This is a genomic window from Curtobacterium aurantiacum (genome assembly GCF_018598555.1).
In the GTDB taxonomy this organism is placed as follows: Bacteria; Actinomycetota; Actinomycetes; order Actinomycetales; family Microbacteriaceae; genus Curtobacterium; species Curtobacterium aurantiacum.
Window position 1 is genome coordinate 209,594 of record NZ_JAHEWN010000003.1, and the last position, 21,632, is coordinate 231,225.

Annotated in this window: 23 protein-coding genes; 6 read left to right on the forward strand and 17 right to left on the reverse strand. The window is 71.9% G+C overall.

What is annotated here, in order from left to right; genetic code table 11:
- Window positions 1-120: 120 nt before the first annotated feature.
- The 10 genes from KK087_RS04595 to KK087_RS04640 form a co-directional block, all read right to left on the reverse strand.
- The gene (locus KK087_RS04595; protein WP_214543410.1) at window positions 121-939 is read right to left on the reverse strand and encodes a phosphatase PAP2 family protein; all 819 of its coding nucleotides are present in this window, start codon (window positions 937-939) and stop codon (window positions 121-123) included.
- A gap of 46 nt (window positions 940-985) precedes the next feature.
- Window positions 986-1,447, reverse strand: coding sequence for a hypothetical protein (locus KK087_RS04600; RefSeq protein ID WP_214564341.1), 462 nt, complete (start codon window positions 1,445-1,447; stop codon window positions 986-988).
- Window positions 1,448-1,564: 117 nt separating this feature from the next.
- Window positions 1,565-3,250 carry a bifunctional 3'-5' exonuclease/DNA polymerase gene (locus KK087_RS04605; protein WP_214564342.1) on the reverse strand — a complete coding sequence of 562 codons (1,686 nt, stop codon included), beginning with the start codon at window positions 3,248-3,250 and terminating at the stop codon, window positions 1,565-1,567.
- Between the two features lie 54 nt (window positions 3,251-3,304).
- Window positions 3,305-3,499, reverse strand: a complete 195-nt coding sequence (locus KK087_RS04610) for a hypothetical protein (protein WP_017887924.1) — start codon at window positions 3,497-3,499, stop codon at window positions 3,305-3,307.
- Between the two features lie 34 nt (window positions 3,500-3,533).
- A complete protein-coding gene (locus KK087_RS17820; RefSeq protein ID WP_214564343.1) occupies window positions 3,534-4,307 on the reverse strand; it encodes a hypothetical protein in 774 nt (257 codons plus the stop codon).
- A complete protein-coding gene (locus KK087_RS04620; RefSeq protein WP_250893249.1) occupies window positions 4,304-5,164 on the reverse strand; it encodes a carbohydrate ABC transporter permease in 861 nt (286 codons plus the stop codon). The genes KK087_RS17820 and KK087_RS04620 overlap by 4 nt, the downstream gene beginning before the upstream one ends.
- A complete protein-coding gene (locus KK087_RS17265) occupies window positions 5,161-6,138 on the reverse strand; it encodes a carbohydrate ABC transporter permease (RefSeq protein WP_214564344.1) in 978 nt (325 codons plus the stop codon). The genes KK087_RS04620 and KK087_RS17265 overlap by 4 nt, the downstream gene beginning before the upstream one ends.
- Window positions 6,139-6,147: 9 nt before the next feature.
- Window positions 6,148-7,470 carry an ABC transporter substrate-binding protein gene (locus KK087_RS04630; RefSeq protein WP_214564345.1) on the reverse strand — a complete coding sequence of 441 codons (1,323 nt, stop codon included), beginning with the start codon at window positions 7,468-7,470 and terminating at the stop codon, window positions 6,148-6,150.
- Window positions 7,471-7,493: 23 nt separating this feature from the next.
- Window positions 7,494-8,717, reverse strand: coding sequence for a Gfo/Idh/MocA family protein (locus KK087_RS04635; RefSeq protein WP_214564346.1), 1,224 nt, complete (start codon window positions 8,715-8,717; stop codon window positions 7,494-7,496).
- 147 nt (window positions 8,718-8,864) lie between these two features.
- On the reverse strand, window positions 8,865-9,653 hold the full coding sequence (locus KK087_RS04640; protein WP_250900807.1) for a DeoR/GlpR family DNA-binding transcription regulator: 789 nt from the start codon (window positions 9,651-9,653) through the stop codon (window positions 8,865-8,867).
- 133 nt (window positions 9,654-9,786) lie between these two features.
- Here KK087_RS04640 and KK087_RS04645 point away from each other — a divergent pair, with 133 nt between their 5' ends.
- From KK087_RS04645 to KK087_RS04665, 5 genes are read left to right on the forward strand one after another with little or no spacing between them, the layout of a single operon-like run.
- Entirely contained in the window at window positions 9,787-10,665 is an 879-nt protein-coding gene (locus tag KK087_RS04645) for an SIS domain-containing protein (protein ID WP_214564348.1), read from the forward strand.
- Window positions 10,665-11,570: an ROK family protein gene (locus KK087_RS04650; RefSeq protein WP_214530606.1), complete on the forward strand. Its 906-nt coding sequence runs from the start codon at window positions 10,665-10,667 to the stop codon at window positions 11,568-11,570. The genes KK087_RS04645 and KK087_RS04650 overlap by 1 nt, the downstream gene beginning before the upstream one ends.
- The gene (gene nagA / locus KK087_RS04655; protein WP_214530607.1) at window positions 11,567-12,685 is read left to right on the forward strand and encodes an N-acetylglucosamine-6-phosphate deacetylase; all 1,119 of its coding nucleotides are present in this window, start codon (window positions 11,567-11,569) and stop codon (window positions 12,683-12,685) included. The genes KK087_RS04650 and nagA overlap by 4 nt, the downstream gene beginning before the upstream one ends.
- A complete protein-coding gene (locus KK087_RS04660) occupies window positions 12,682-13,659 on the forward strand; it encodes a 1-phosphofructokinase family hexose kinase (protein ID WP_214564349.1) in 978 nt (325 codons plus the stop codon). The genes nagA and KK087_RS04660 overlap by 4 nt, the downstream gene beginning before the upstream one ends.
- A complete protein-coding gene (locus KK087_RS04665) occupies window positions 13,656-14,492 on the forward strand; it encodes a class II fructose-bisphosphate aldolase (protein WP_214564350.1) in 837 nt (278 codons plus the stop codon). The genes KK087_RS04660 and KK087_RS04665 overlap by 4 nt, the downstream gene beginning before the upstream one ends.
- Window positions 14,493-14,508: 16 nt before the next feature.
- Here the strand turns inward: KK087_RS04665 and KK087_RS04670 are convergent, their stop codons facing one another.
- The 3 genes from KK087_RS04670 to KK087_RS04680 all read right to left on the reverse strand — a co-directional run bounded on the left by KK087_RS04670 (window position 14,509) and on the right by KK087_RS04680 (window position 17,200).
- Window positions 14,509-15,930 (reverse strand): L-serine ammonia-lyase, encoded by a 1,422-nt coding sequence (locus KK087_RS04670; protein ID WP_214564351.1) that lies wholly within the window; start codon window positions 15,928-15,930, stop codon window positions 14,509-14,511.
- A 56-nt stretch (window positions 15,931-15,986) separates the two neighbouring features.
- Window positions 15,987-16,181, reverse strand: coding sequence for a PspC domain-containing protein (locus KK087_RS04675; RefSeq protein WP_214530611.1), 195 nt, complete (start codon window positions 16,179-16,181; stop codon window positions 15,987-15,989).
- A gap of 92 nt (window positions 16,182-16,273) precedes the next feature.
- A complete protein-coding gene (locus KK087_RS04680; RefSeq protein WP_250896306.1) occupies window positions 16,274-17,200 on the reverse strand; it encodes an NADP-dependent oxidoreductase in 927 nt (308 codons plus the stop codon).
- 79 nt (window positions 17,201-17,279) lie between these two features.
- On the opposite strand from KK087_RS04680, the gene KK087_RS04685 reads away from it, so the two are divergent.
- The gene (locus KK087_RS04685) at window positions 17,280-18,098 is read left to right on the forward strand and encodes a shikimate 5-dehydrogenase (RefSeq protein ID WP_214564352.1); all 819 of its coding nucleotides are present in this window, start codon (window positions 17,280-17,282) and stop codon (window positions 18,096-18,098) included.
- Window positions 18,099-18,173: 75 nt separating this feature from the next.
- On the opposite strand, the gene KK087_RS04690 is transcribed toward KK087_RS04685, so the two are convergent.
- The 4 genes from KK087_RS04690 to KK087_RS04705 all read right to left on the reverse strand — a co-directional run bounded on the left by KK087_RS04690 (window position 18,174) and on the right by KK087_RS04705 (window position 21,588).
- Window positions 18,174-18,617, reverse strand: coding sequence for an SRPBCC family protein (locus KK087_RS04690; RefSeq protein WP_214564353.1), 444 nt, complete (start codon window positions 18,615-18,617; stop codon window positions 18,174-18,176).
- Between the two features lie 6 nt (window positions 18,618-18,623).
- A complete protein-coding gene (locus KK087_RS04695) occupies window positions 18,624-20,069 on the reverse strand; it encodes a phytoene desaturase family protein (RefSeq protein ID WP_214564354.1) in 1,446 nt (481 codons plus the stop codon).
- 39 nt (window positions 20,070-20,108) lie between these two features.
- The gene (locus KK087_RS04700) at window positions 20,109-20,801 is read right to left on the reverse strand and encodes a hypothetical protein (protein ID WP_214564355.1); all 693 of its coding nucleotides are present in this window, start codon (window positions 20,799-20,801) and stop codon (window positions 20,109-20,111) included.
- 118 nt (window positions 20,802-20,919) lie between these two features.
- On the reverse strand, window positions 20,920-21,588 hold the full coding sequence (locus tag KK087_RS04705) for a hypothetical protein (RefSeq protein WP_214564356.1): 669 nt from the start codon (window positions 21,586-21,588) through the stop codon (window positions 20,920-20,922).
- Window positions 21,589-21,632 lie beyond the last annotated feature (44 nt).

Consider the following 21,632-nt stretch of genomic DNA (forward strand, 5'->3'; position numbering starts at 1 on the left):
CGGCAACCTACCGGTCGCGGCTGACGGCGCTCTGCCGTTGGGCCGGGTGCGCGGGGCGGGGCTTGGCGACTTCGTGAGCAGAAGATGTCGGGTGCGGCCGAACGACCCGACTTCTTCTGCTCACGAAGTGATGCGGTCGACGTCCGGCGCGGGCTCGGCACCGCGGTGAAGCGCCGTCAGGTACAACCGGTGCGCCGTGATCACGAGGGCGAGCCAGGCGAGCCCGAGCGCCCACGCCGCCAGCACGTCGGTCAGCCAGTGGTGCCCGAGGAACACCCGCGACGCCCCGACCGACAGCACGAACAGGGTGCCCACGACGATCGTCCACACCCGGGTGACGACGCGCGACTGCCGCAGGAGCAGCAGGTACACGATGGTGCCCACGATCACCGTGGAGTTGAGCGTGTGCCCCGACGGGAACGACGGCGACGTCTCGTACGGCGGTACCGCGTCGGACAGCGGCGGCCGGGCGCGACCGATCAGGTCCTTTCCCGCGATCGTCATGAGCAGCGAACCACCGCTCGCGGCGACCAGGAGCACCAGCGGCGTCCATGCACGGCGCTGGATCGTGAAGCCGACCAGGAACCCGAGCGCGACGATCGGCATCCCGATCGTCCCCGCGATGTCGGTCCACCAGGTGACGAGGGTGTCCGCCGTGGGTGATCGGAGTGTGAGCGCCCAGTCGAGGACGGGTCGGTCGAGCACCGCGACGTCGTCGGCTTCACGGACGGCGTCGTAGACCTCGGAGGCGATCCACGTGGCGAGGACGGCGACACCCAGCCCGATGGCGAGCGTCAACAGCAGGAGCGGCATGGCCCCGAAGCGCTTGCCGAGCGCGGTCCACGCACCGGCGACACTGCGGCCGGCACGGGAGCGCCAGCGGGTCAGGTCGACTTCGCCGACGGTGCGGTCGGCGGCGTCCCCGTGTTCGGTGTGCATCCGTCCACCCTGCCCGAAGCCGCCGGGAGCTGTCCCGGCCGCGTGGCTACGACCGCCGAGCGACCATGCGACCGATCGCGCTGGCCACACCGTCGGCAGCATCGGAGGTGGCGAGGAAGACCTGTCCGTTCAGCCGAGCGATGCGTACGGCGCGCTGGCCGTCCGCTGCCAGGAGCAGACCACCGCGGCGGCTCCTGCCCTTGATGCCCCACCCACCGAAGTCCTCCATCGGTCGCACGTCCGCGCTCGCTACGGAGGCGATGTCGCCGATCTTGACCCGGACGCCCCAGAACGGCGCCGCGACGAGCCAGAGGGCGTTACGGGTCGCGATGATGCCGACTGCCGGGGTGCTGAGCATCAGCACGATCGACGCGGTCCCGATGCCCAGCATCCACCAGCCGCTCGCTTCCGGGAACTCGGCCAGGGAGAACACGCAGATCAGCGCAGGGCCACTGCAGAGGACGAGCCGCAGCCCGATGTCGAACCGCTGCCACGAGAGGACACGCATCGATCTGTCCGATCGTTTCTGGGCGCTCGGAGGGAGAGCACCGGCCAACAGCCATCGCCGAACACTGACATAGGTGTTTCAGTGGCACAACTCGGCGGCCCGTGAGCCCCGGCTACCTCAGTCCTTCGCCTCCGAGTACGCCCCCACCACCCCGACCGACAGCGGGAACGTCACCGGGAAGTCCTGGAACAACAGCCGTCCGGCATCGACCGCGGCCTCCCGGATCTGCTGCGCCACCCACTCGGCATGCTCCGCCGGGGCGTGCACCACGATCTCGTCGTGCACGAAGAACACCAGGTGCGGCCCGTCCGTCACCGCGCCGGGGAACCGCGCGAGCAACCGTGACCGCAGGGACCCCATCCACGCGAGCGCCCACTCCGCCGCGGTCCCCTGCACCACGAAGTTCCGGGTGAACCGCCCCCAGCTCCGGGCACGGGACTCGACCGCACGCTGCATCGCCGGTGTGCCCTCGACCGTGTACGCCTGGTTCCGCGCCTCGAACCACGAGTCGTCGGGCACCGGCGACGTCCGCCCGAGCAGCGTCGTCACGGGTTCGCCGCGCTCCCCCGCACGCGCCGCCCGTTCCACCATGTCGAGCGCCTGCGGGAACGCCCGGACCAGGCGCGGCACGAGCCGACCCCCCTCGCCCTGGGTCGCCCCGTACATCGCGCCGAGCATCGCCACCTTCGCCTGCTGCCGGGTCTCGACCGCTCCCGAGGCAACCACGCCGTCGTACAGGTCGCGCCCGTCGCCGGCCGCCGCCATCGCCCGGTCGCCGGACATCGCGGCGAGCACCCGGGGCTCCAGCTGCGCGGCGTCCGCCACGACGAGCTTCCACCCGGGGTCGGCGATGACCGCCCCGCGGATGCCCTTCGGCAACTGCATCGCTCCCCCACCGTCGGCCGCCCAGCGCCCGGTGACGACGCCACCGACGACGTACTTCGGGTGGAACCGGCCGTCGCGGATCCAGTCGTCGAGCCAGGTCCAACCGTTGGCGGTGAGCAGCCGTGCCAGCCGCTTGTACTCGAGCAACGGCTCGATGACGGGGTGCTCGATCTCCTGCAGCTCCCACTTCCGGGTGCTGGTGACCATCAGGCCGACCCGGCGGAGCGCCTTCAGGACGTCGGCGGGCGAGTCCGGGTTGAGCCCGGGGTCGTCGAGGCGCTCGCGCACGACGGCGGCGATCTCCTCGAGGCGACGCGGCCGGACGCCGTAGGGCACGCGCGGTCCGAGGGCGTCCTCGAGCAGGCGCTCGTGCACGTCGGCGCGCCACGGCAGTCCGGCGTGCAGCATCTCGGCCGCGACGAGGGCCCCTGCGGACTCGGCGGTGAGCAGCAGGCGGAGCGCGCCGGGGGCGGTCGACCCGGCGACCGCGGCGAGCTGCGCCCGGAACTCCGCGACCGGGTCGACTTCGTCGTCCGGCACGGAGGCGGTGAACAGGGCGTCGTCGAAGAGCTGGGCCTGCGTCGGCCGGACGACCCGGGCCTCCGCGACGGGTGCGTCGAGGGTGTCGGCGGGTGCCACGGCCAGCGCGGACCCCCGTGCTGCGAGCGCAGCACGCAACACGCGACGACCGAGCCGCAGGTCGACGCAGCGACCGACCCGACCGCCCGCGGCCAGCACGGCCGGGTACCAGCGCGCGGTGTCGTCCCACACCCAGCGCACGCTCGGTGCGTCGTGCGCCGCGACGAAGGCCGGGAGGCCCGACTCGGCCAGGCGGATCGACTCGCCCCCGGCGGTCCCCGCGTCGGTCAGGGGCGTCGCGAGGACGCCGCCGTCGACGCGGCGGAGGACGAGGTGCACGACACGATCATGCCTTGCCCCACCGACCCCGGCGGACCAGGGCCGGAACGGGCGTCACTCGCCGGGTCGGACCGCCGCGGTGTCGGCGACGTCGATGCGGACGTCGCCGTCCTCGGCTCGGGACACCTCGACCCGCGGATCGGCGTCGTGCTCGTCGGATCCGGACATGCGGCGGAACGTGTCCTGCCGGCGTTCCTCGAAGGTCATGTCGACGCCGTCGTCGAGGTGGTCGTGGTCGGGCTTCGTCATGTCGTGCACGGTACGCGGCCGCGGCGTCGGGTGATCAGGTCACCGGTGCGGTGCCGGTCCGTTCGGTCCAGTGCGCGCCGCTCGCCCAGCGCTCGAGCACGGCCGCGCGCAACCGGCCGGTCGGCGCCGCGGCACGGGCGGTCGCCAGCGGCACCCCGAAGACGAACTTGGCGACGCTGGCGTCCCCCTCGGTCGCGTCGTGCTCCCCTGGCGGAGCGAGCCGGAAACGCCGGGCGAAGCGCACGAGGTTGGCGTCGGGACCGAGCGCGGCGGCCAGCCCCGGATCGAGCATCCACGAGCGGCACTGCCACCGGTCCGCAGTGAGCTGCGGTGCGAGGCCGCGCAGGACCTCGGGCGCGCGGGCGAACGAGCGGTCACAGGCGGCCGGGTCGAGCGGCCCGGTCTCCGGCACGTGCACGCCCCAGGCCGGCGTGCCGTCCGCCAGGTGGTCGCCGAGTTCGAACTGGAGGCGCCCCACGGCCACCACGCGCCCGGTCGCCACGGCGACGAGCCACTCCACCCCCGTGCCCTGCAGGCCGTAGCGTGCGAGCTTGCGGTCGACGTCGGCGACGGACGCCTCGGCCAGGCTCCGCGGGAACCCGCGCTCCGCGAGGGCGACGGCGGTGTCCGGCACGGCGGCGCGGAGCGCTGCGACCAGCAGTGCGTCCCGCTCCGCGGGTCCGGCGTCGGCCACGGTGGCGGCCAGTGCGGCCGCCACCGTGGCGGAGTCGTCCGGTGACCCCACGGCGGCGGCGAGGACCGCGCGGGACGCGGGACGGGCCTCCAGGCCGGGGGTCGCGGTGGTCACTTCAGACCGGACGACGCGAGCCCGTCCATCACCCGACGCTGCAGCACGACGAACATGATGAGCACCGGCGCCATCGCCATCAGGCTGGCGGCCATCAGCACCGGGTAGTCGATCGTGCGGTCGCTGGACAGCGTCGCCAGGCCAGCCGCGAGGGGCATGTCCTCGGCTCGGGTGGAGACCACGAGCGGCCAGAGCAGCTCGTTCCACGACCACAGCACGGTCGTGATCGCGAGCACGCTGATCGAGGGCCGGGCCAGGGGCAGCATGATCCGCCAGAACGTCTGGAACGGGTTCGCGCCGTCCATCCGCGCGGCCTCTTCGAGCTCGGGCGGCATGTTCAGGAACGCGGTCCGCATCAGGAAGGTGCCGAACGCGCTGAACAGTCCGGGCGCCACGATCCCCATCAGGGTGTCGAGCCAGCCCAGCCCCTGCACGATCTGGTACTGCGAGATCAGGTAGACCTGCGAGGGCACGAGCAGGATCGACAGCACGATCGCGAGCAGGGCCGCCCGGCCGCGGAACCGCATCCGCGCGAAGGCGTACCCGGCGAGGGTACAGAGGACGATCTGCGCGAGCGTCCGGATGATCGTGACGTACACCGACGTGCCGAGCTGGCTGAGGAACGGCAGGCGTTCGAAGACCTGCGCGTAGTTCTGCCACTGCAGCTCCCCCGGCCAGAAGACCGGCGTGACGGACTGCACCTGCGCGTTCGTGGACAGCGACATGATGATCTGCCAGAGGAACGGGAACGCCATCGCGAACCCGCCGACGCCGAGGACGACGTGGATCCACCAGTGGCTGCCGCCGCGACGGCCCGGCCGACGTGCGGCCCGAGGAGGTGTGACGGTGGCGGTCATCCCTGCACCCACTTCCGTTGGACGCGGAACTGCACGAGCGTGACGATGCCGATGAGCAGGAAGATCACCATGGCGATCGCGGCCGCGAAGCCCTTGTCGTTGTCGATGAACCCGGCGCTGTAGAAGTAGAAGACGAGCGACATCGTCTTCGGGATCACCGGGTTGGTGCTGCCGAGGATGGCGTACAGCAGGTCGAAGAGCTGGAAGCTCGAGATCGTCGTGACGATCACCACGAAGAAGATGCTCGGGCTGAGCAGGGGCACGGTCACCGACCGGAACTGCCGCCACCGGCTCGCGCCGTCGAGCTCCGCGGCCTCGTAGAGCTCCGGCGGGATGTCCTTGAGTCCGGCGCCGAGGATGATCATCGAGAACCCGAGGGACGACCAGAGGCCGACGAGGCTCACCGCGACGAGCGCGAACCCGGGCGTCGAGATCCAGTACGGGCCGTCGATGCCGAAGTTCCCGAGGAACCAGTTCACGATGCCGTAGTCGCCGTTGTACATGATCCGCCAGACCAGGGCGATCGCCGCGGGCATGGCGACGTACGGCAGGAAGAAGAGCACCCGGTAGAACTGGGCGAACCGCAGCCCCGGGGTGTTCAGCAGGCTGGCGAGCCACACCGCGATCGGGATGCCGGCGAGGACGACGAGCGTGTAGATCACCGTGTTGAGCAGCGACTGGTACAGCTGCGGGTCGCCGACCAGCCGGACGTAGTTCGCGACCCCGGTGAACGTCGCTCCGCCGAAGACGCCCCAGCTGGTGAACGAGTACCAGAACGTCTGGATGATCGGCCAGATGTAGAAGGTGCCGACACCGGCGAGCAGCGGGAGGACGAAGAGCCACGGCCACCAGCCGTCGGTCCGTCGCGGTGCTCGCCCGCCGTCGGCTCGTGGGCCGGGGGCGCCCCGCCCGGACGAACGCGTCGTCCGGGCGGGGGTGGCTGCGGCCGGGGGCCGCTCGGTGTTGATCGTCACGGGTGGGACCTACTTCTCCTTGGCGAGGGCGGCGTCCATCTTCTGTGCGAGGTCCTCCGCCACCTGGTCGACGGGCTTCGACCCGTCGAAGGCGCTCGGCAGCAGGGTGGTCTCGAGGGTGTTCCACGCGGCGGTGTTCTTCGACACCGGCAGCGGCTTCGCGTAGTCGACCGCGTCGAGGAACACCTGCAGGTCGGCGTCGGGCATCGTCTTCGTGAACGCGCCCTGCGTGCCTTCGTACGCCGGGATGACCGCGCCCATGTCGCCCTGCTGCTGCTGGGCCGTCTTGCCCGCGAGGTAGACCTGCAGCGCCTGCGCTGCGGCCTTGTCCTTGCTCGCCTCGGACACGACGTTCGAGACGCCGTGGATGACGGTCGCCTGTTCCTTGCCCTTCGGCAGCGGGTAGGCGACGACGTCCTGCTCGAGCTCGGTGCCGGTCAGGGCCGATCGGAACCAGCTGCCGCCCTGGTACATCGCGAGCTTGCCCGAGGTGAACCACTGGTCGGCGGTGGTGTCGGTGAGCTGCTTGATCGATGGTGAGGCGCCGGAGTCGATCAGGTCGGTCCAGAACCGCAGGCCGTCCTCGGAGGCCTTCGTGGCGTACTCGGACTCCGTGCCGTCCGCGTTCAGGACCGATCCCCCGGCCTGCAGGATCGTGTTGTAGTACGTGGTCTGCCCGTCCATGCCGCCGGCCGCCCCGTAGGCGCCCTTCGCCTTGAGCTTCTCGGACAGTTCGGCGCTGGTCTGCTGGAAGTCGTCCCAGGTCCAGTCCTTCGACGGCAGGTCCATGCCGGCCTGCTCGAACAGCGACTTGTTGACCCAGACACCGATGGTGTCGAAGTCCTTCGGCACGCCGTACTGGGTGTCCTCGTACGTGTACAGGTCGTTGAGCGCGCTCGAGTACTTCGACGCGTCGATGTCACCGGACTCGACCTCGCCGGTGATCGGCGCGAGCTTGCCGTTGGCCGCGTAGAGCTGGAAGTTCGGGCCGTTCATCCAGAACAGGTCGGGCAGCGTGTTGCTCGAGCCCTGCGTCTGCAGCTTCGTCCAGTAGTTGGCGTACGGCGTGACGTCGACGCTGACCTTGATGTCCGGGTACTCCTCGTTGAAGCCCTTCAGGTTGGCCTTGATCGCCTTGACCTGGTTCTCGTCCCAGACGGCGTACGTCAGGGACGCCTTGGTGTCCTTCGGCGCGGCCTCGTAGTCGCCGGAGCTCGACGCCCCGGACGACGAGGAGCAGCCGGCGAGGAGTGCGGCCGCGCCGAGTGCGGCGACGGCACCGAGGAGGGCGCGGCGCACGCCGGTTCCTCGGGTGGGCATGTGTGCGGTCATCGGGAGGTCCTTTCGCACGGCCGTCAGGAGCCGACGGTCTGGGCGGGGTGGGTGGTGGTGGGGTGGGTGAAGTGCGCGATGGTCTCGGCCGGCAGCGGCGGGACGTCGATGGGGACGGACCCGGTGCGGAGCGAGCGCGTGGCCAGCGCGCCGGCGGCGACCGCGGCGCGGGCCGCGATCGGGGAGAGCTCCGCCGGTTCGCCGAGGGCGACGGACCGCAGGAACTCGGTCATGGTGAGCAGGTCGGCGTCGGCGTGGCCGTCCTCGACGCCGTCGATCGGGTACTCCCGGTCCCCCGCGGTGTCCCAGCCGCGACGGTGGGTCCAGACCTTCACGACGCCGCCGCCGGTGTCGCCGATGTTCTCGAGACGCCCCTCGGTACCGATGACGGTGTAGTTCCGCCAGTAGTCGGGGGTGAAGTGGCACTGCTCGTAGCTGGCCTGCACGCCGTTGTCGAGCGTCATCATCACCATCGAGACGTCCTCGACGTCGACGACGGGGTTGAGCCCGGTCTGGGCGAGCGGCGGCCAGTTGTCGTGGGAGAACCAGTCCCCCATGAGCTCACCGCTGCGGTCGCGCCGGTCGGTCACCTCGCCGTAGACGGACAACGAACCCATGCCGACGACGCGGGCCGTGTCGCCGCCGCCGAGGGCGTGGATGACGTCGAGGTCGTGGCTCGCCTTCTGCAGGAGCAGGGAGTTCACCTTGGTGCGGTCGGCGTGCCAGTCCTTGAAGTAGTAGTCACCGCCGTTGCCGACGAAGTGCCGGCACCAGACGGCCTTCACCTCGCCGATCTCGCCGCGGGCGATGACCTCGCGCATCAGGCGGACCACGGCGGCGTGCCGGAAGTTGTGGCCGACGTACAGCGGCGTCCCGGTCTCGGCCGCGGTGTTCAGCACCGCGTCGGCGTCCTCGACCGTGATGGCCAGTGGCTTCTCGAGGTAGACGGCGATCCCCGCGCGGAGCAGGTCGATCGCGATCTCGGCGTGGGTCCAGTCCGGCGTGGTGACGATCGCGGCGTCCACGTGGCCGGTGAGGTCGCGGTGATGTTCGACCACCACGGCGTCCGGGTACTCGGCGTGCCCACGCTCCCGGCCCGCCGCGGTGACGTCCGCGACGGCGACGACCCGTGCGGCCAGCGCCGGGTCGGCGGCCGTGGCGTCGGCCACGTGCCGCGCGATGGCGGACCGCTGGCCCATCCCGATCACCGCGACGCGGAGTCCTGCGTTGTCAGCGCCCATGCTCATCGCTCCCTTGCGTGAATGTGACGACCATGATGCCGAATCGATCATGAATGCACAATAGGCGCTCACGGATCGCTCACGCATCCACGCCGAGCAGGGTTTTACACGATGGAAACGTCGGGTCCGGTCCCGCCGGGGCGGGCAGAACGGTCAGTCCGCGACGACGAGCTCCACGCCCGCGGCCGAGAGGTCGGCGGCGAACGACGACGGCACCGGCTGGTCCGTGACCAGGACGTCGATGCGGTCCAGCGGGCAGATCCGGGCGAAGGTCGCGCGTTCGACCTTCGTGGAGTCGGCGACCACGACCACGCGTCGCCCGACCGAGGCGAAGTGCCGGCTGACCTCGGCCTCGCCCTCGTGCATGGTCGTCGCCCCGTACTGCCCGGTGAGCCCGTCGACGCCGAGGACCACGAGGTCGAGGGCGAACTCGTCGAGGGTGTCCCGGACCAGTGGCCCGACGAGCTCGTAGGACTGTCGACGGGCGACTCCGCCGGTGACCACGATCTTGACGTTCGCGCGGACGGACAGCTCGTACCCGACGTTCAGGGCGTTCGTCACGATCGTGATGCCGAACTCGCCGTCGGCGCGGATGAACCGCTCGCTCTTGCCGAGTTCACGCGCGACCTCGGTCGTCGTCGTCCCGCCGTTCAGCCCGACCGTCTCGCCGGGCTGCACCAGCCGGGCCGCGGCACGGGCGATCGCCGTCTTCGCCTCGGCCTGACGGGCGATCTTGTACTGCAGCGGCAGCTCGTACCCGGCGCCGAGTGCTGCCGCTCCCCCGTGCGTGCGCGTGACGAGCCGTTGGTCGGCCAGCATGGCGAGGTCGCGTCGGGCCGTCGCGGCGGAGATCCCGAGCAGCTCCCCGATCTCGGCGATCGACACGTTGCCGCGTTCGCTCACCAGTTCGAGCAGGGCGTTGAGCCGCTGTTGGGGGGTCATGCCCGTCATCCTACGGCGTCGCCACCGACGCCCGGTGATCGGGAATGACGTTTTGCCCTTCCCTTGCGCACGATCGCTCGCTACGCTTCCTGATCATCGATCACCCGGATCGATCCGGACCCGGAAGGCTCCCATGACCGACACCTTCGTGAGCGCTGAACTGGCCTCGCAGCCGGAGACCTGGCGCGCAGCCGCCGCACTCCTGCCGACGTTCGCCGACGCGCTCCCCCAGCCGGGCGAACGCGTGGCCGTGGTCGGCTGCGGTACGAGCTGGTTCATCGCCATGAGCTACGCCGTCGCACGTGAGCAGGCAGGCCTCGGCCTGACCGACGCCTTCGCCGGGTCCGAGTACCCCGCGTCCCGTGAGTACGACCGCGTGCTCACGATCAGCCGCTCGGGCACGACGACCGAGATCGTCGACCTGCTGCAGGCCCTGCCGTCCCAGCGGACCGTCCTGATCACCGCCGTCGCGGACAGCCCCGCCGCAGCCGTCGCCGATCAGGTGGTCGCGCTGCCCTTCGCCGACGAGCGCTCGGTCGTCCAGACCCGCTTCGCCACCACGACGCTCGCACTGCTGCGGGCGTCCATCGGTGACGACGTCGACGCGCTCGCGGCCCAGGCCGAGACGGCGCTCACGCTGCCCATCGACGACCTGCTCGACGCCGAGCAGGTCTCGTTCGTCGGTCGTGGTGCCGCCGTCGGCCTGACGTTCGAGGCCGCGCTGAAGACGCGTGAGGCCGCACAGTTCTGGGCGGAGTCCTACCCGGCGATGGACTACCGGCACGGACCCATCGCGATCGCGCAGCCCGGCCGGCTCGTGTGGTCGCTCGGTGCCGCACCCGACGGCCTGGCCGACGAGGTCGCAGCCACCGGCGCCCGCTTCGTCCAGCACGACCTCGACCCGATCGCCGGACTCGTCGTGGTGCACCGGTTCGCCGTCGCCCTGGCCGAAGGGCGCGGCCTCGACCCGGACAACCCCCGGTCGCTGACCCGGTCGGTCATCCTCACCTGATGGGCGGCGCAGGCGCGGTGCTCGGGGTCGACGTCGGCGGCACGGGCATCAAGGCCCGGCTGACGGATGCCGAAGGACTCGTCCTCGACGAGACCCGGGTACCGACGCCTCGCGACGACCCGGACGCCGGACGGCTCGCCACGGTCGTCGCCGAACTGGCTGTACGGGCCTCGCAGCGTGCGCCGCTCGGGGCGATCGGACTGGTGACCCCGGGGGTCGTCGACGAGACCCGCGGCACCGTGGTCCTGTCGGTCAACCTCGGATGGCGGGACGTGCCCGTGCGTGGCGTCGTCCGCGCCGAACTCCTGCGTCGGGGGATCGACGTCCCGCTCGCCTTCGGCCACGACGTCCGCGCCGGCGCACTGGCCGAGGTCCGCGCCGGCGACCCCGAACTCGCTCGGGGGTCGGTCTCCTTCGTGCCGGTCGGCACCGGGCTCGCGAGCGCCCTGGTGGTCGACGGCGTCGTCGTCCCCGGCGGTGGTTGGGCCGGGGAGATCGGACAGGTCCGGATCCAGAGCGGGGCGCACGCGGGCAGCCGCGTCGAGGAGATCGCGTCCGCCGGGGGAGTCGCACGCCGTGCCGGGGCTCCGTCCGCGCATGCCGTGATGCTCCGGGTCCGCGACGGCGACCCCGCAGCCACCGCCGTCTGGGACGACTGCGTCGGGGTGCTCGCCGATGCCCTCGCCTGGACCACCGCGGTCGCCGGCTGCCACACGATCATCGTCGGCGGGGGACTCGCCGAGTCCGGCCCGCTGCTGCTCGACCCGCTGCGCGCCGCCGTGACGGCACGCCTCCAGGGCGTCCGCGTCCCCGTCATCGCCCCGGCCCGGCACGGCGATGCAGCCGGTGCCATCGGCGCGGGGCTCCTCGCACGGGCACTGCTCGACACGGGGGTCCTGCTGTGACGACCCTCGTCCGCGCCCCGCGCATCGTGACGGCCGGAGCCGACCTGCACGACGGCTGGCTCGTCATCGGCGACGACGACACCGTCCTGGCGACCGGCACCGGGTCCCCGATGCGCACGGACACCGCCGTCACGGTCGACGGCGCGGTCCTTCCGGGGTTCGTCGACCTGCACGCCCACGGGGCCCTGGGACACGACTTCGCCGGGTGCTCCGCCGAGGACGCCCGCGCCGCCGCAGCGCACCACCGGTCGCGCGGCACCACCACCCTGGTCGGGTCCGTCGCCACGGGGGAGCGCGCGGACACCGTCGCAGCCCTCACACGACTCCGGCCGCTCGTGGCGGACGGCACGCTCGCCGGACTGCACCTGGAGGGGCCGTGGCTCGCTCCGGCCCGGCGCGGGGCTCACCGCGTCGACCTGCTGCACGCACCGGAGCCGGCCGAGGTCGACGCCTACTGCGACGCAGCGGACGGCGCACTGCGGATCGTCACGCTGGCGCCGGAGCTCCCGGGTGCACTCGACGCCGTCGCCCGTTTCGTCGCGGCCGGGGTCGTCGTCGCCATCGGCCACACCGACGCCACCGCCGAGCAGACCCGCCGCGCGATCGACGCCGGCGCCTCGCTCGTCACCCACCTGTTCAACGGGATGCCGCCGCTCCACCACCGTGCACCCGGGCCGGTCGGGGTCGCCCTGTCCGACGACCGTGTGCTGCTCGAGTGCATCGTCGACGGGCACCACCTCGACCCCGTGACGGTCACGGTCGTCCAGCGCAGCGCCCCGGGTCGGATGGTCCTGGTCTCCGACGCGATGGCCGCGACCGGTTGCCCGGACGGCGCATACACGGTCGCCGGGTCGGCAGTGTCCGTCCGTGACGGTGTCGCCGTCCTCGCCGACGGCTCCTCGCTGGCGGGCAGCACGATCACGGTCGCCGACGCCGTCCGCCACCTGGTCGAGGCGGGGACACCCCTTCCCGAGGTCGTGGCCGCGTCCGCGGGGCGTGCGGCGCAGCTGCTCGGGTCGCCGGCACCGCTCAGCGTGGGTGCCCCGGCGGACCTGCTCGTGGTCGACCCGGTGCACGGCAGTGTCCGAGCCCTGCCGACGGCGGTGGTCGCGTGATCCTCGTCGTCACCCCGAACCCGGCGGTCGACGTGACCTACCGGGTCGCCGAACAGCGCATCGGCGAGACCCAGCGCGTGCTCGAGGTCCAGCGGCGACCCGGCGGCAAAGGGCTGAACGTCGGCCGGGTCCTCGCGGCCACCGGAGTCCCGACCCACGCCGTGCTGCCCCTCGGCGGCGACGGCGGGCGCTGGATCAGCCACACCCTCGACGCCCTCGGACTCGCCCACACCGACGTCGACGTGCTCGGCGAGACCCGCACGACCGTGACGGTGGTGGACGACCTCGTACACCCGACGATGTTCGGTGAGCCCGGACCCGTGCTCAGCCCGCACGAGTGGGACTCGGTCACCACCGCGGTCGGAACGCTGCTCGACGGCGGTGCATCCGGTGCCCTCTACGCCACTGCCCTGGTCGTGTCCGGTTCCCTGCCCCGGGACACCGATCCCGCGGTCGTCGCCCGGTGGGTCGCCGCCGCTCGCCGCCGTGGCGTCCCCTCCGTGGTCGACTGCTCCGGTGCGGCACTGGTGGCAGCCGCTTCGGCCGGCGTGACCGTCTGCAAGCCCAACCGCGAGGAACTGCTCGACGCCACCGGCACCGACGACGAACGCGCCGGGGCACTCCGTCTCCTCGGACTCGGCGCGACCGTCGTCGTGGTCTCACGCGGCTCGGAGGGCATCGCCGCCCACACCACCCAGCACGTCCTCGAGGTCCCGGCGGTCGCGGGGGTCTCGGGCAACCCGACCGGTGCCGGTGACGCCGCGACCGCCGGGCTCGTCCGTGCCCTCACGAGTGCCGAGACCGACATCGCAACCGACGACGCGACCCTGCTCCGCGCACTGCGGTCGGCCGCAGCGTTCGGGGCCGCCGCCGTCCTCCGACCGGTGGCGGGCGAGGTCGACCCGGCCGACGTCGACCGGTTCCTGTCCACCCCGCCCGATCCCGCCCACGACCGAACGAGGACCCCAGCATGATCACCGACCTCGCCCTCACCGGCCTGCTCGACACCGCCCGCTCGGCCCGCCGCGGCGTCGGCGCGTTCAACGTCGTCCTGCTCGAGCACGCCGAGGCGATCGTGTCCGGCGCCGAACTGGCCGGACTGCCGGTCATCCTGCAGATCAGTGAGAACTGCGTCCGCTACCACGGCGGTCTCGCACCGATCACGACCGCGACCCAGGCCATCGCCCGCGCCGCCGACGTCGAGGTCCTCGTGCACCTCGACCACATCGAGGACCCGGAACTCGTCGTCGCCGGGGTCGACCTCGGCGTCGACTCGATCATGTACGACGGTTCGCACCTGGACTTCGCGGCCAACGTGGCTGCGACCCGCGAACTCGCCGAGCGCTGCCACGTCGCCGGTGTCGGGATCGAGGCGGAGCTCGGTGAGGTCGGCGGCAAGGACGGCGTGCACGCGCCGGGCGTCCGGACCGATCCGACCGACGCCGCCGCGTTCGTGGCCGACACCGGGGTCGATGCCCTGGCGGTCGCGGTGGGGACCTCGCACGCGATGCAGACGCGCGAGGCCTCGGTGGACCGTGACCTCGTCGAGCGGCTCCGTGCCACGGTGCCGGTGCCGCTCGTGCTGCACGGGTCCTCGGGTCTGTCCGACGACGAACTCCGCGGCGCCGTGCACGCCGGGATGACGAAGATCAACATCTCGACGCACCTGAACGGCCTGTTCACCCGGGCGCTCCGTACCGTGCTCGACGAGCGGCCGGACGTCGTCGACCCGCGCAAGTACGTGTCGGCGGGCCGCGACGCGATCGCCACCGAGACCGCACGGCTGCTGACGCTCCTGCACGCCTGAGGCGCGACCGCGACGCTCAGCAGAGCGGGACGTTCACCGCGAGCCCGCCCATCGCGGTCTCCTTGTACTTCGACGACATGTCCGCCCCGGTCTGCCGCATCGTCTCGACGACCTGGTCGAGCGAGACGTGGTGCACCCCGTCGCCGCGCAGGGCCATCCGTGCGGCGTTGACGGCCTTGTTCGCGGCGATCGCGTTCCGCTCGATGCACGGGATCTGCACGAGGCCGCCGATCGGGTCGCAGGTCAGCCCGAGGTTGTGCTCCATCGCGATCTCGGCGGCGTTCTCGACCTGCTCCGGGGTGCCGCCGAGGACCTCGGCGAGCCCGGCCGCGGCCATCGAGGCGGCCGACCCGACCTCGCCCTGGCACCCGACCTCGGCTCCGGAGATCGACGCCCGTTCCTTGTAGATCGACCCGATCGCCCCGGCGGTGAGCAGGAACCGGACCACGGCGTCGTCCCGCTCCGCCGTGGAGGCCCCGGAGACCGTCGGCACGTAGGTGAGCACGTAGTACAGCACCGCGGGGATGATGCCGGCGGCGCCGTTCGTCGGGGCGGTGACGACGCGGCCACCGGTGGCGTTCTCCTCGTTGACGGCCATGGCGACGAGGTTCACCCACTCCATCGCGAACAGCGGGTCGTGGTCGGGGTCCTCGCGGGTGAGCTGCTCGTACCAGGTGGCGGCTCGACGTCGGACGTCGAGCCCGCCGGGCAGGCAGCCACCGCGGAGCACGGAGCGCTCGACGCACGACTCCATCACACCGTGGATGCCGAGCAGCCCGGAGCGGACCTCGGGGACCGAGCGGGTGACGGCCTCGTTGGCGAGCGCGACACCGCTGATCGGCAGGCCCGAGCGCGCACAGGCGGCGAGCAGCTCGGCACCGCTCGAGAACGGGTACGGCACGGTGTCGTCCACGGGGATGGCGGCCCCGGCGACAGCGGCCGACGCGCCGTCGGCATCCGTGCGGCCCCGGGGTTCGGCATCCTCGTCCCGGGCGATGAACCCACCGCCGATCGAGTAGTACGTCTCGTCGGCCAGGTCGGCGCCCGCGGCGTCACGGGCGCGCAGCCGCATGGCGTTGGGGTGTCGGGGCAGCATCGTCAGGGGGTGCAGGACGATGTCGGCGAGGCGGAACGGCACGGTCGCACCACCGTCGAGCCGCAGGACACCGTCGCGCTCGAGGGTCTCGAGCGCGAGGACCATCGCATCGGGGTCGACGGTCTCCGGGTGCGACCCCATGAGCCCGGCGACGACGGCGCCGAGGGTGCCGTGACCCTGCCCGGTCGATGCGAGGGACCCGTACAGGTCGACCACGACGGACGCGACCGGGAGGTCACGGACGAGGGCGGCGAACTCGGCACCGGCCCGCATCGGCCCGACGGTGTGCGAGCTCGAGGGGCCGACACCGACGCTGAACAGATCGAAGACGGAGACCGGCACGCGGCCACACTAACCCGTCCGGACGGCGCGGTGCCCAGCGCCCGGCGCGGAAGGACTCAGCGCCGACGGCCACCCTCGGGCGGCATCACGAACCACAGCACGACGTAGGCGATCCACAGCGGTCCGGGGAAGAAGCTCAGGATGACCCAGACCACCCGGAGCAGCGTGCGGGACAGGTTGAAGCGGTCGGCGAGACCGGCGCAGACACCGGCGAGGAGACGACCGTTGCGGGGACGGGAGAGTGTGCTCATGGGGACGACGCTACGCAACCCCGCCGACCCCGCGCATCCGGGGCGCACCCCGAGTGTGGTGGGGGAAACCCCCGGGTCCGCCGGGCGGACGATCAGGGGATGAGGACGATCTTGCCGCGGGTGTGGCCCTGCTCGAGCTCAGCGAAGGCGTCCTGCACGCGGTCGAGCGGGTAGGTCGCGGCGACGGGCACCTCGATCGCGCCGTTCGCGACCTCGAGCGCGAGCGCCCCGAGGATCTCCGGGTCGGCGGTGTCCGCGCTGCCCGAGGTCTTCGCCCCGACCTCGGCGGCCTCGTCGAACGCGATGATCGTCTCGATGCGGTCGACCGGTACCCCGAGGGCGATGCCGAGCCGGACGTACTCGGCGCCGTGGGTGTCGATCACCGCGTCGACGCCGTTCGTCGCGAGTTCGGTGATGCGCTCCTGCAGCCCGTCGCCGTACGCGACCGGCCGCGCACGCTTGGAGCGGAGCCACTCGTGGTTCGCCTCGGACGCGACGGCGATGACGTCGATGCCCTCGTTCGCGAGCAGCTGGGTGACGAAGCCGCCCACCCCACCGGCGGCGCCGGACACCACGACGGTCTCGCCGGGACGCGGATCCACGGCGCGGACGGCGGCGGCCGCGGTGGTCGCGACCACGTCGAGCCCGCCGGCGACGGTCCAGTCGAGCAAGCGAGGCTTCTGCACGACCTGGACGGCCGGCACGGAGACGTACTCGGCCTGGCTCGCACGGTCCCACGACCAGCCGATGACCTCTTCGCCCTCGTCGACGCCGTCGACCTCGGCGCCGACGGCCACGACGATGCCGGCGAAGTCGGTGCCCTGCCCGGACGGGAGGTCGCCGCCGAACGCGCCCTGGCGGATCGCCGACTCGCCGGGGTTGATGCCCGCCGCGCGCACGCGGACGAGCACCCGACCGGGCGACACCTCGGGGACGGGCACCTCGGCGACGTGCAGGACCGATCGGTCACCCCACTCGTCGAAGCGGACAGCGCGCATGGTCTCCGGGATCTCAGTCATCACCCCCGACGCTACCCCGGAGCGCCGCGACCGGTCCGTGTGGACCGCTCCATCGTTGGGGGAGTGGGAGACTGTGGACATGCCCATCCTGAACAAGGACATGCGGGTCTGCATGTCGCTGGCCGCCCGACCGAGCAACATCGGCACCCGGTTCCACAACTTCCTGTACGACGAGCTGGGGCTCAACTTCCTGTACAAGGCGTTCACCACGACCGACCTGCCGGGCGCCGTCGCCGGCATCCGCGCGCTCGGGATCCGCGGCTGCTCGGTGTCGATGCCCTTCAAGGAGGCGATCATCCCGCTCGTCGACCACATCGAGGACTCCGCCGCCGCCATCCAGTCGGTCAACACGGTCGTGAACGACGACGGTGTGCTCACCGCGTCGAACACCGACTACGAGGCGATCGCCGCGCTCCTCGGCTCCCACCGGGTCGACCCCACGTCGCGCGTGCTGCTCCGTGGTTCCGGCGGCATGGCCAAGGCCGTCACCGCGGCGTTCCGTGGTGCCGGCTTCGACCGGTTGACGGTCGTCGCCCGGAACGAGCAGACCGGCCCGGCGCTCGCGTCGCAGTACGGCTACGAGTGGGTCGCCGAGGAACGCGAGGCGGGGGAGACGGACCTGGTCGTCAACGTCACCCCGCTCGGCATGCGCGGCGATCAGCAGGACGCGCTCGCCTTCGCGCCGGAACGGATCGAGGCCGCACACACCGTCTTCGACGTGGTCGCGTTCCCGTCGGAGACCCCGCTCGTGCGCGCAGGCCGCGATGCCGGCAAGCACGTCATCACCGGCGCCGAGGTCATCGCCCTGCAGGCGGCGCGCCAGTTCGAGCGGTACACAGGCGTCACCCTGACCGACGACCAGGTGGCGCGCGCCAGCGAGTTCTCGCGGGCTGAGTAGTCGACGCACCCACAGGACGGACGGGAGGCCCGTGGCGACGCCGCCACGGGCCTCCCGTCCGTCTGCTGGGACGTCTCAGGCGTTGGCCGCGCGCCCGACGGACACCCACTCGAGGCGGCGGAGCGTCTCGCGGTTGCGGATCCAGATGAGCGGCTGCATCAGGAAGTCGGGCACGTACGAGCCCGGACCGGCCACGGCGTTCTCCACGATCGTGACCTTGCAGCCGTGCCGGTGCGGCTCGACCGTGAGTTCGACGCGGGCTTCACCGATCGGCCAGCCCCGGGGCTGGATGACCATGCGGTGCGGCGGCTCCCAGACGAGCGAGGTGGTGACGTCGTTGATCACGATCGGCCACGCGCCGAACGAGTGGTGCAGCCGGGCGCCCACCTGGGGCCACTCGGACTCCTCCCGGCGCATGCGCGAGGCCCCGACCACCCAGGTCGTGTAGAGCCAGCCGTCCGCGAGCACGTCGAAGACGGCTTCGGGGCGGCAGTGCAGGATGCGGACGTTCTTCGCCATGGTGGATCAGCCTTCCGGGGTGAGGTCGACGTCCTCCGGCAGCCCGAAGGTGTGCCGGAGAGCGCTCTTCGCGGCGTGCCACCCGGCCATGCCGTGCACACCGGGGCCGGGGGCGGACGACTCGGAGCACAGGTACATGCCGCCGCCCATCCGCCACGGGTCACTGGACAGGACGGGCCGCTTGACGAGCTGCCAGAAGCTCGCGGCACCGGCGGCGATGTCGCCACCGACGTAGTTCGGGTTGTACTCGCCCATCTGCACGGCGGTGCGGGAGCTCGACGACAGGATCGCGTCGCGGAACCCCGGCGCGAACCGCTCGATCTGGCGGGTGACGGCCTCGGTCGGGTCGACGTCCGACCCCGCGGGGACGTGCGCGTAGGCCCAGAAGACGTGCTTGCCCTTCGGGGCGCGGGTCGGGTCCACCACGGTCGGCTCCGCGCCGAGCACGTACGGGCGCTCGGCGTGCTGGCCGTGCGCCACGGCACGTTCGGCGGCCGCGATCTCCTGGCGGGTCCCGCCGATGTGCACGGTCCCGGCCTTCCGCAGCGACTCGTTGGTCCACGGCACCGGGTCGGACAGCGCGAAGTCGACCTTCGCCGCGGCGTTGCCGAACCGGAAGCGTCGCAGTGCACCGCGCTTCGGGGTCGGGATCTGCTTGCCCGCGATCCGGAGCATGCCGGGCACGCTCGTGTCGAACAGCACCGCCTTCGCCGGGGTGAGGTCACCGAGCGCTCGGACCTCCTGCCCGGTGACGATACGGCCGCCGTGCGCCACGAGGTCGGCGGCGAGCGCGTCGACGATCGCCTGGCTGCCGCCGATCGGTACTGGCCAGCCGCGGGCGTGCGCGTAGGAGCCGAGCGACAGTGCCGCCGCCGCGGTGGACAAGGACGGCAGGTGCTGGATCGAGTGCGCCGCGACGCCGGACACCATCGCCGGGGCGGCCTCGCCGCGGAAGCGCAGGTTCCACGCGGCGGTGCCCTGCTCGAGCGCCCGCAGACCGAAGCGCAGGACCGTCAGGGGGTGCCGCGGCACGTGCAGGAGCGCGTCGGTCGCGAAGTCGGCGACCTGGTCGGCGTTCCGGGACAGCGGCGCCATCAGTTGCTTGAAGGCCGGTCCGTCGACACCGAGTTCAGCGGCGGTGCGGTCGAGGTCCTGGTACGCGATGCCCGCGCGGCCGCCGTCGAGCGGGTGGCCGTACTGCACCTCGGGCAGGCGGAGCTCGATGCGCTCCTCCATGCGGAACAGCCGGAAGAACTCGGACTGCAGGGCCATCGGGTGCACGGCGGAGCAGACGTCGTGCAGGAAGCCGGGCAGGGTGAGCTCGGCCGTGCGGGCGCCGCCGCCGATCGTGTCGTTCCGTTCGACGACCTCGACCGACAGTCCGGCGCGCGCGAGCGTCACCGCTGCCGCGAGCCCGTTGGGTCCGGCACCGACGACCACCGCATCAACCATGCACCGAGCCTAGGGACTCGTGACTGCGTGTGGTGTCGGTCAGATCACCGAAGCGCCTGTCGACACCGCCATCCGCTTCCGAGCCAGGACGTCGTCGATACGGTGCGCACCGGTGATGAAGGCCGCTGCGTCGGGATCGATCGCTCCGGCGATCGCGACGATGTCGTCGCGGATGGCCGCCAACGGCGCGTTGTGGATGGGTTCGTGGTGAGCGAGCCGGTTCCGGAATCTCCGCACGGCATCGAGTCGCCGGTGCAGCTGCTTGCGTCGGACCGCCCCCAGGCCGGGGAACGCGTGCACGAGCCGGGGCTGCCAGAGCGTCGTCTCGTAGCTCCAGAACGGGTCTCGGGGGATGCCCGCATCGGTGAGGCCGACCCAGAAACCGAAGCTCGTCGCAGCGACCACCTGATCCGGTTCGGGATCGGAGAAGCCCCGTCGACGCAGGGTTCGAGTGACGTCGTCGACCGCTCTGCGTTCGCGTTCCAGCAGGTGCACTGCGGGGTCGTTCCACCAGTCGTCCCGACGCCCCCGGCGGAGTTCGTCGTGGAGGGCATTCCGGACGAACACTTCGAGGCAACCGACGGGACCCCAGAACGCCGACGCGATCTCTGAGTTCCAGGCGTAGAGCCGGGCAGCGAGGTCGGTACGGCCGTCGTAGCGAGCGGCGTAACGGCCGAAACGCGCTGCGCTGAGCAGCCTCGGGAGTGCCTGCAGCGTGGCTGGATCGATCATCGCGCCCCTCGTCGCACCCCTCTGACACAGCAATCGCCCCAGGAGTCCGGCGAGCCGAATGGTCCTGGGGCGTTACTCGATGAGCGTATCGAAGACGAGTCGGTATATCAAGTACCGGTCAGGTGCGCGACGTGTCCGGATCGGCCGGGTCGGACTCGTCCTGGTCACCGTCTGCGTCGTCGGGCTCGTCGGAGCCGACCGGGGTCGAGCCGACCGGGTGCTCGGCGAGCAGCTCGGCGAAGTCCTCGTCGAGCATCTGCTGCAGCCGGTCGTCGCGACCGATCTCGTAGTCGTCCGCCGGGCGCTGCGCCCACCCCAGCCGCCCCACGACGGTGGTGCCGATGTCGTCCCAGGCCCGGGCCCGGGCGGCGAGGACGATGCCGTCGACGAAGTGCTGGTCGTCGCGTCGTTTGTCGAGCATGGTGGCGAGCTGCTCGTACGTGGCCTCGCGCATCCGGAGCTTCAGGTCGTCGCCCCGCCGGTAGTCGTGCTGGTGGCGGGAGCGGCCCTTCTGCTTGCTCGAGGTGGACCGGATCGCGCGCATGCGTTCGGCGTCACCCCGCTGTTCCTCGGCCATGCGGTGGAGTTCCTGCCGCGTGGCCTCGGCGATGAGCGCGTGGTCGAAGTACCCCTGGTCGCGCAGGGCGTTCGTGATGATGCGGTTGGCCACCGCGATCGTGACGGCGGCCTTCGCGATGAGGAAGCCCTCGTCGACCGCCCGCTTCAGTTCGACCTGGCTGATGGGTCGATCGCGCACGTCGTGGTTGCGTCGTCCGAACAGGGCCATGCTCCGACGATACCGGCGACCGGTGTCGGTCCGTCTGCACGAGG

Bases quoted from the DNA above. Each gene is read 5' to 3' on its own strand.
- KK087_RS04600 (WP_214564341.1), bottom strand. From the start codon at position 1,447: ATGCGTGTCCTCTCGTGGCAGCGGTTCGACATCGGGCTGCGGCTCGTC.
- KK087_RS04645 (WP_214564348.1), top strand. From the start codon at position 9,787: ATGACCGACACCTTCGTGAGCGCTGAACTGGCCTCGCAGCCGGAGACC.
- KK087_RS04595 (WP_214543410.1), bottom strand. From the start codon at position 939: ATGCACACCGAACACGGGGACGCCGCCGACCGCACCGTCGGCGAAGTC.
- KK087_RS04690 (WP_214564353.1), bottom strand. From the start codon at position 18,617: ATGGCGAAGAACGTCCGCATCCTGCACTGCCGCCCCGAAGCCGTCTTC.
- KK087_RS04650 (WP_214530606.1), top strand. From the start codon at position 10,665: ATGGGCGGCGCAGGCGCGGTGCTCGGGGTCGACGTCGGCGGCACGGGC.
- KK087_RS04680 (WP_250896306.1), bottom strand. From the start codon at position 17,200: ATGACTGAGATCCCGGAGACCATGCGCGCTGTCCGCTTCGACGAGTGG.
- KK087_RS04665 (WP_214564350.1), top strand. From the start codon at position 13,656: ATGATCACCGACCTCGCCCTCACCGGCCTGCTCGACACCGCCCGCTCG.
- KK087_RS04635 (WP_214564346.1), bottom strand. From the start codon at position 8,717: ATGAGCATGGGCGCTGACAACGCAGGACTCCGCGTCGCGGTGATCGGG.
- KK087_RS04620 (WP_250893249.1), bottom strand. From the start codon at position 5,164: ATGACCGCCACCGTCACACCTCCTCGGGCCGCACGTCGGCCGGGCCGT.
- KK087_RS04685 (WP_214564352.1), top strand. From the start codon at position 17,280: ATGCCCATCCTGAACAAGGACATGCGGGTCTGCATGTCGCTGGCCGCC.
- KK087_RS04705 (WP_214564356.1), bottom strand. From the start codon at position 21,588: ATGGCCCTGTTCGGACGACGCAACCACGACGTGCGCGATCGACCCATC.
- KK087_RS04675 (WP_214530611.1), bottom strand. From the start codon at position 16,181: ATGAGCACACTCTCCCGTCCCCGCAACGGTCGTCTCCTCGCCGGTGTC.
- KK087_RS04700 (WP_214564355.1), bottom strand. From the start codon at position 20,801: ATGATCGATCCAGCCACGCTGCAGGCACTCCCGAGGCTGCTCAGCGCA.
- KK087_RS04610 (WP_017887924.1), bottom strand. From the start codon at position 3,499: ATGACGAAGCCCGACCACGACCACCTCGACGACGGCGTCGACATGACC.
- KK087_RS04695 (WP_214564354.1), bottom strand. From the start codon at position 20,069: ATGGTTGATGCGGTGGTCGTCGGTGCCGGACCCAACGGGCTCGCGGCA.
- KK087_RS04630 (WP_214564345.1), bottom strand. From the start codon at position 7,470: ATGACCGCACACATGCCCACCCGAGGAACCGGCGTGCGCCGCGCCCTC.
- KK087_RS04640 (WP_250900807.1), bottom strand. From the start codon at position 9,653: ATGACCCCCCAACAGCGGCTCAACGCCCTGCTCGAACTGGTGAGCGAA.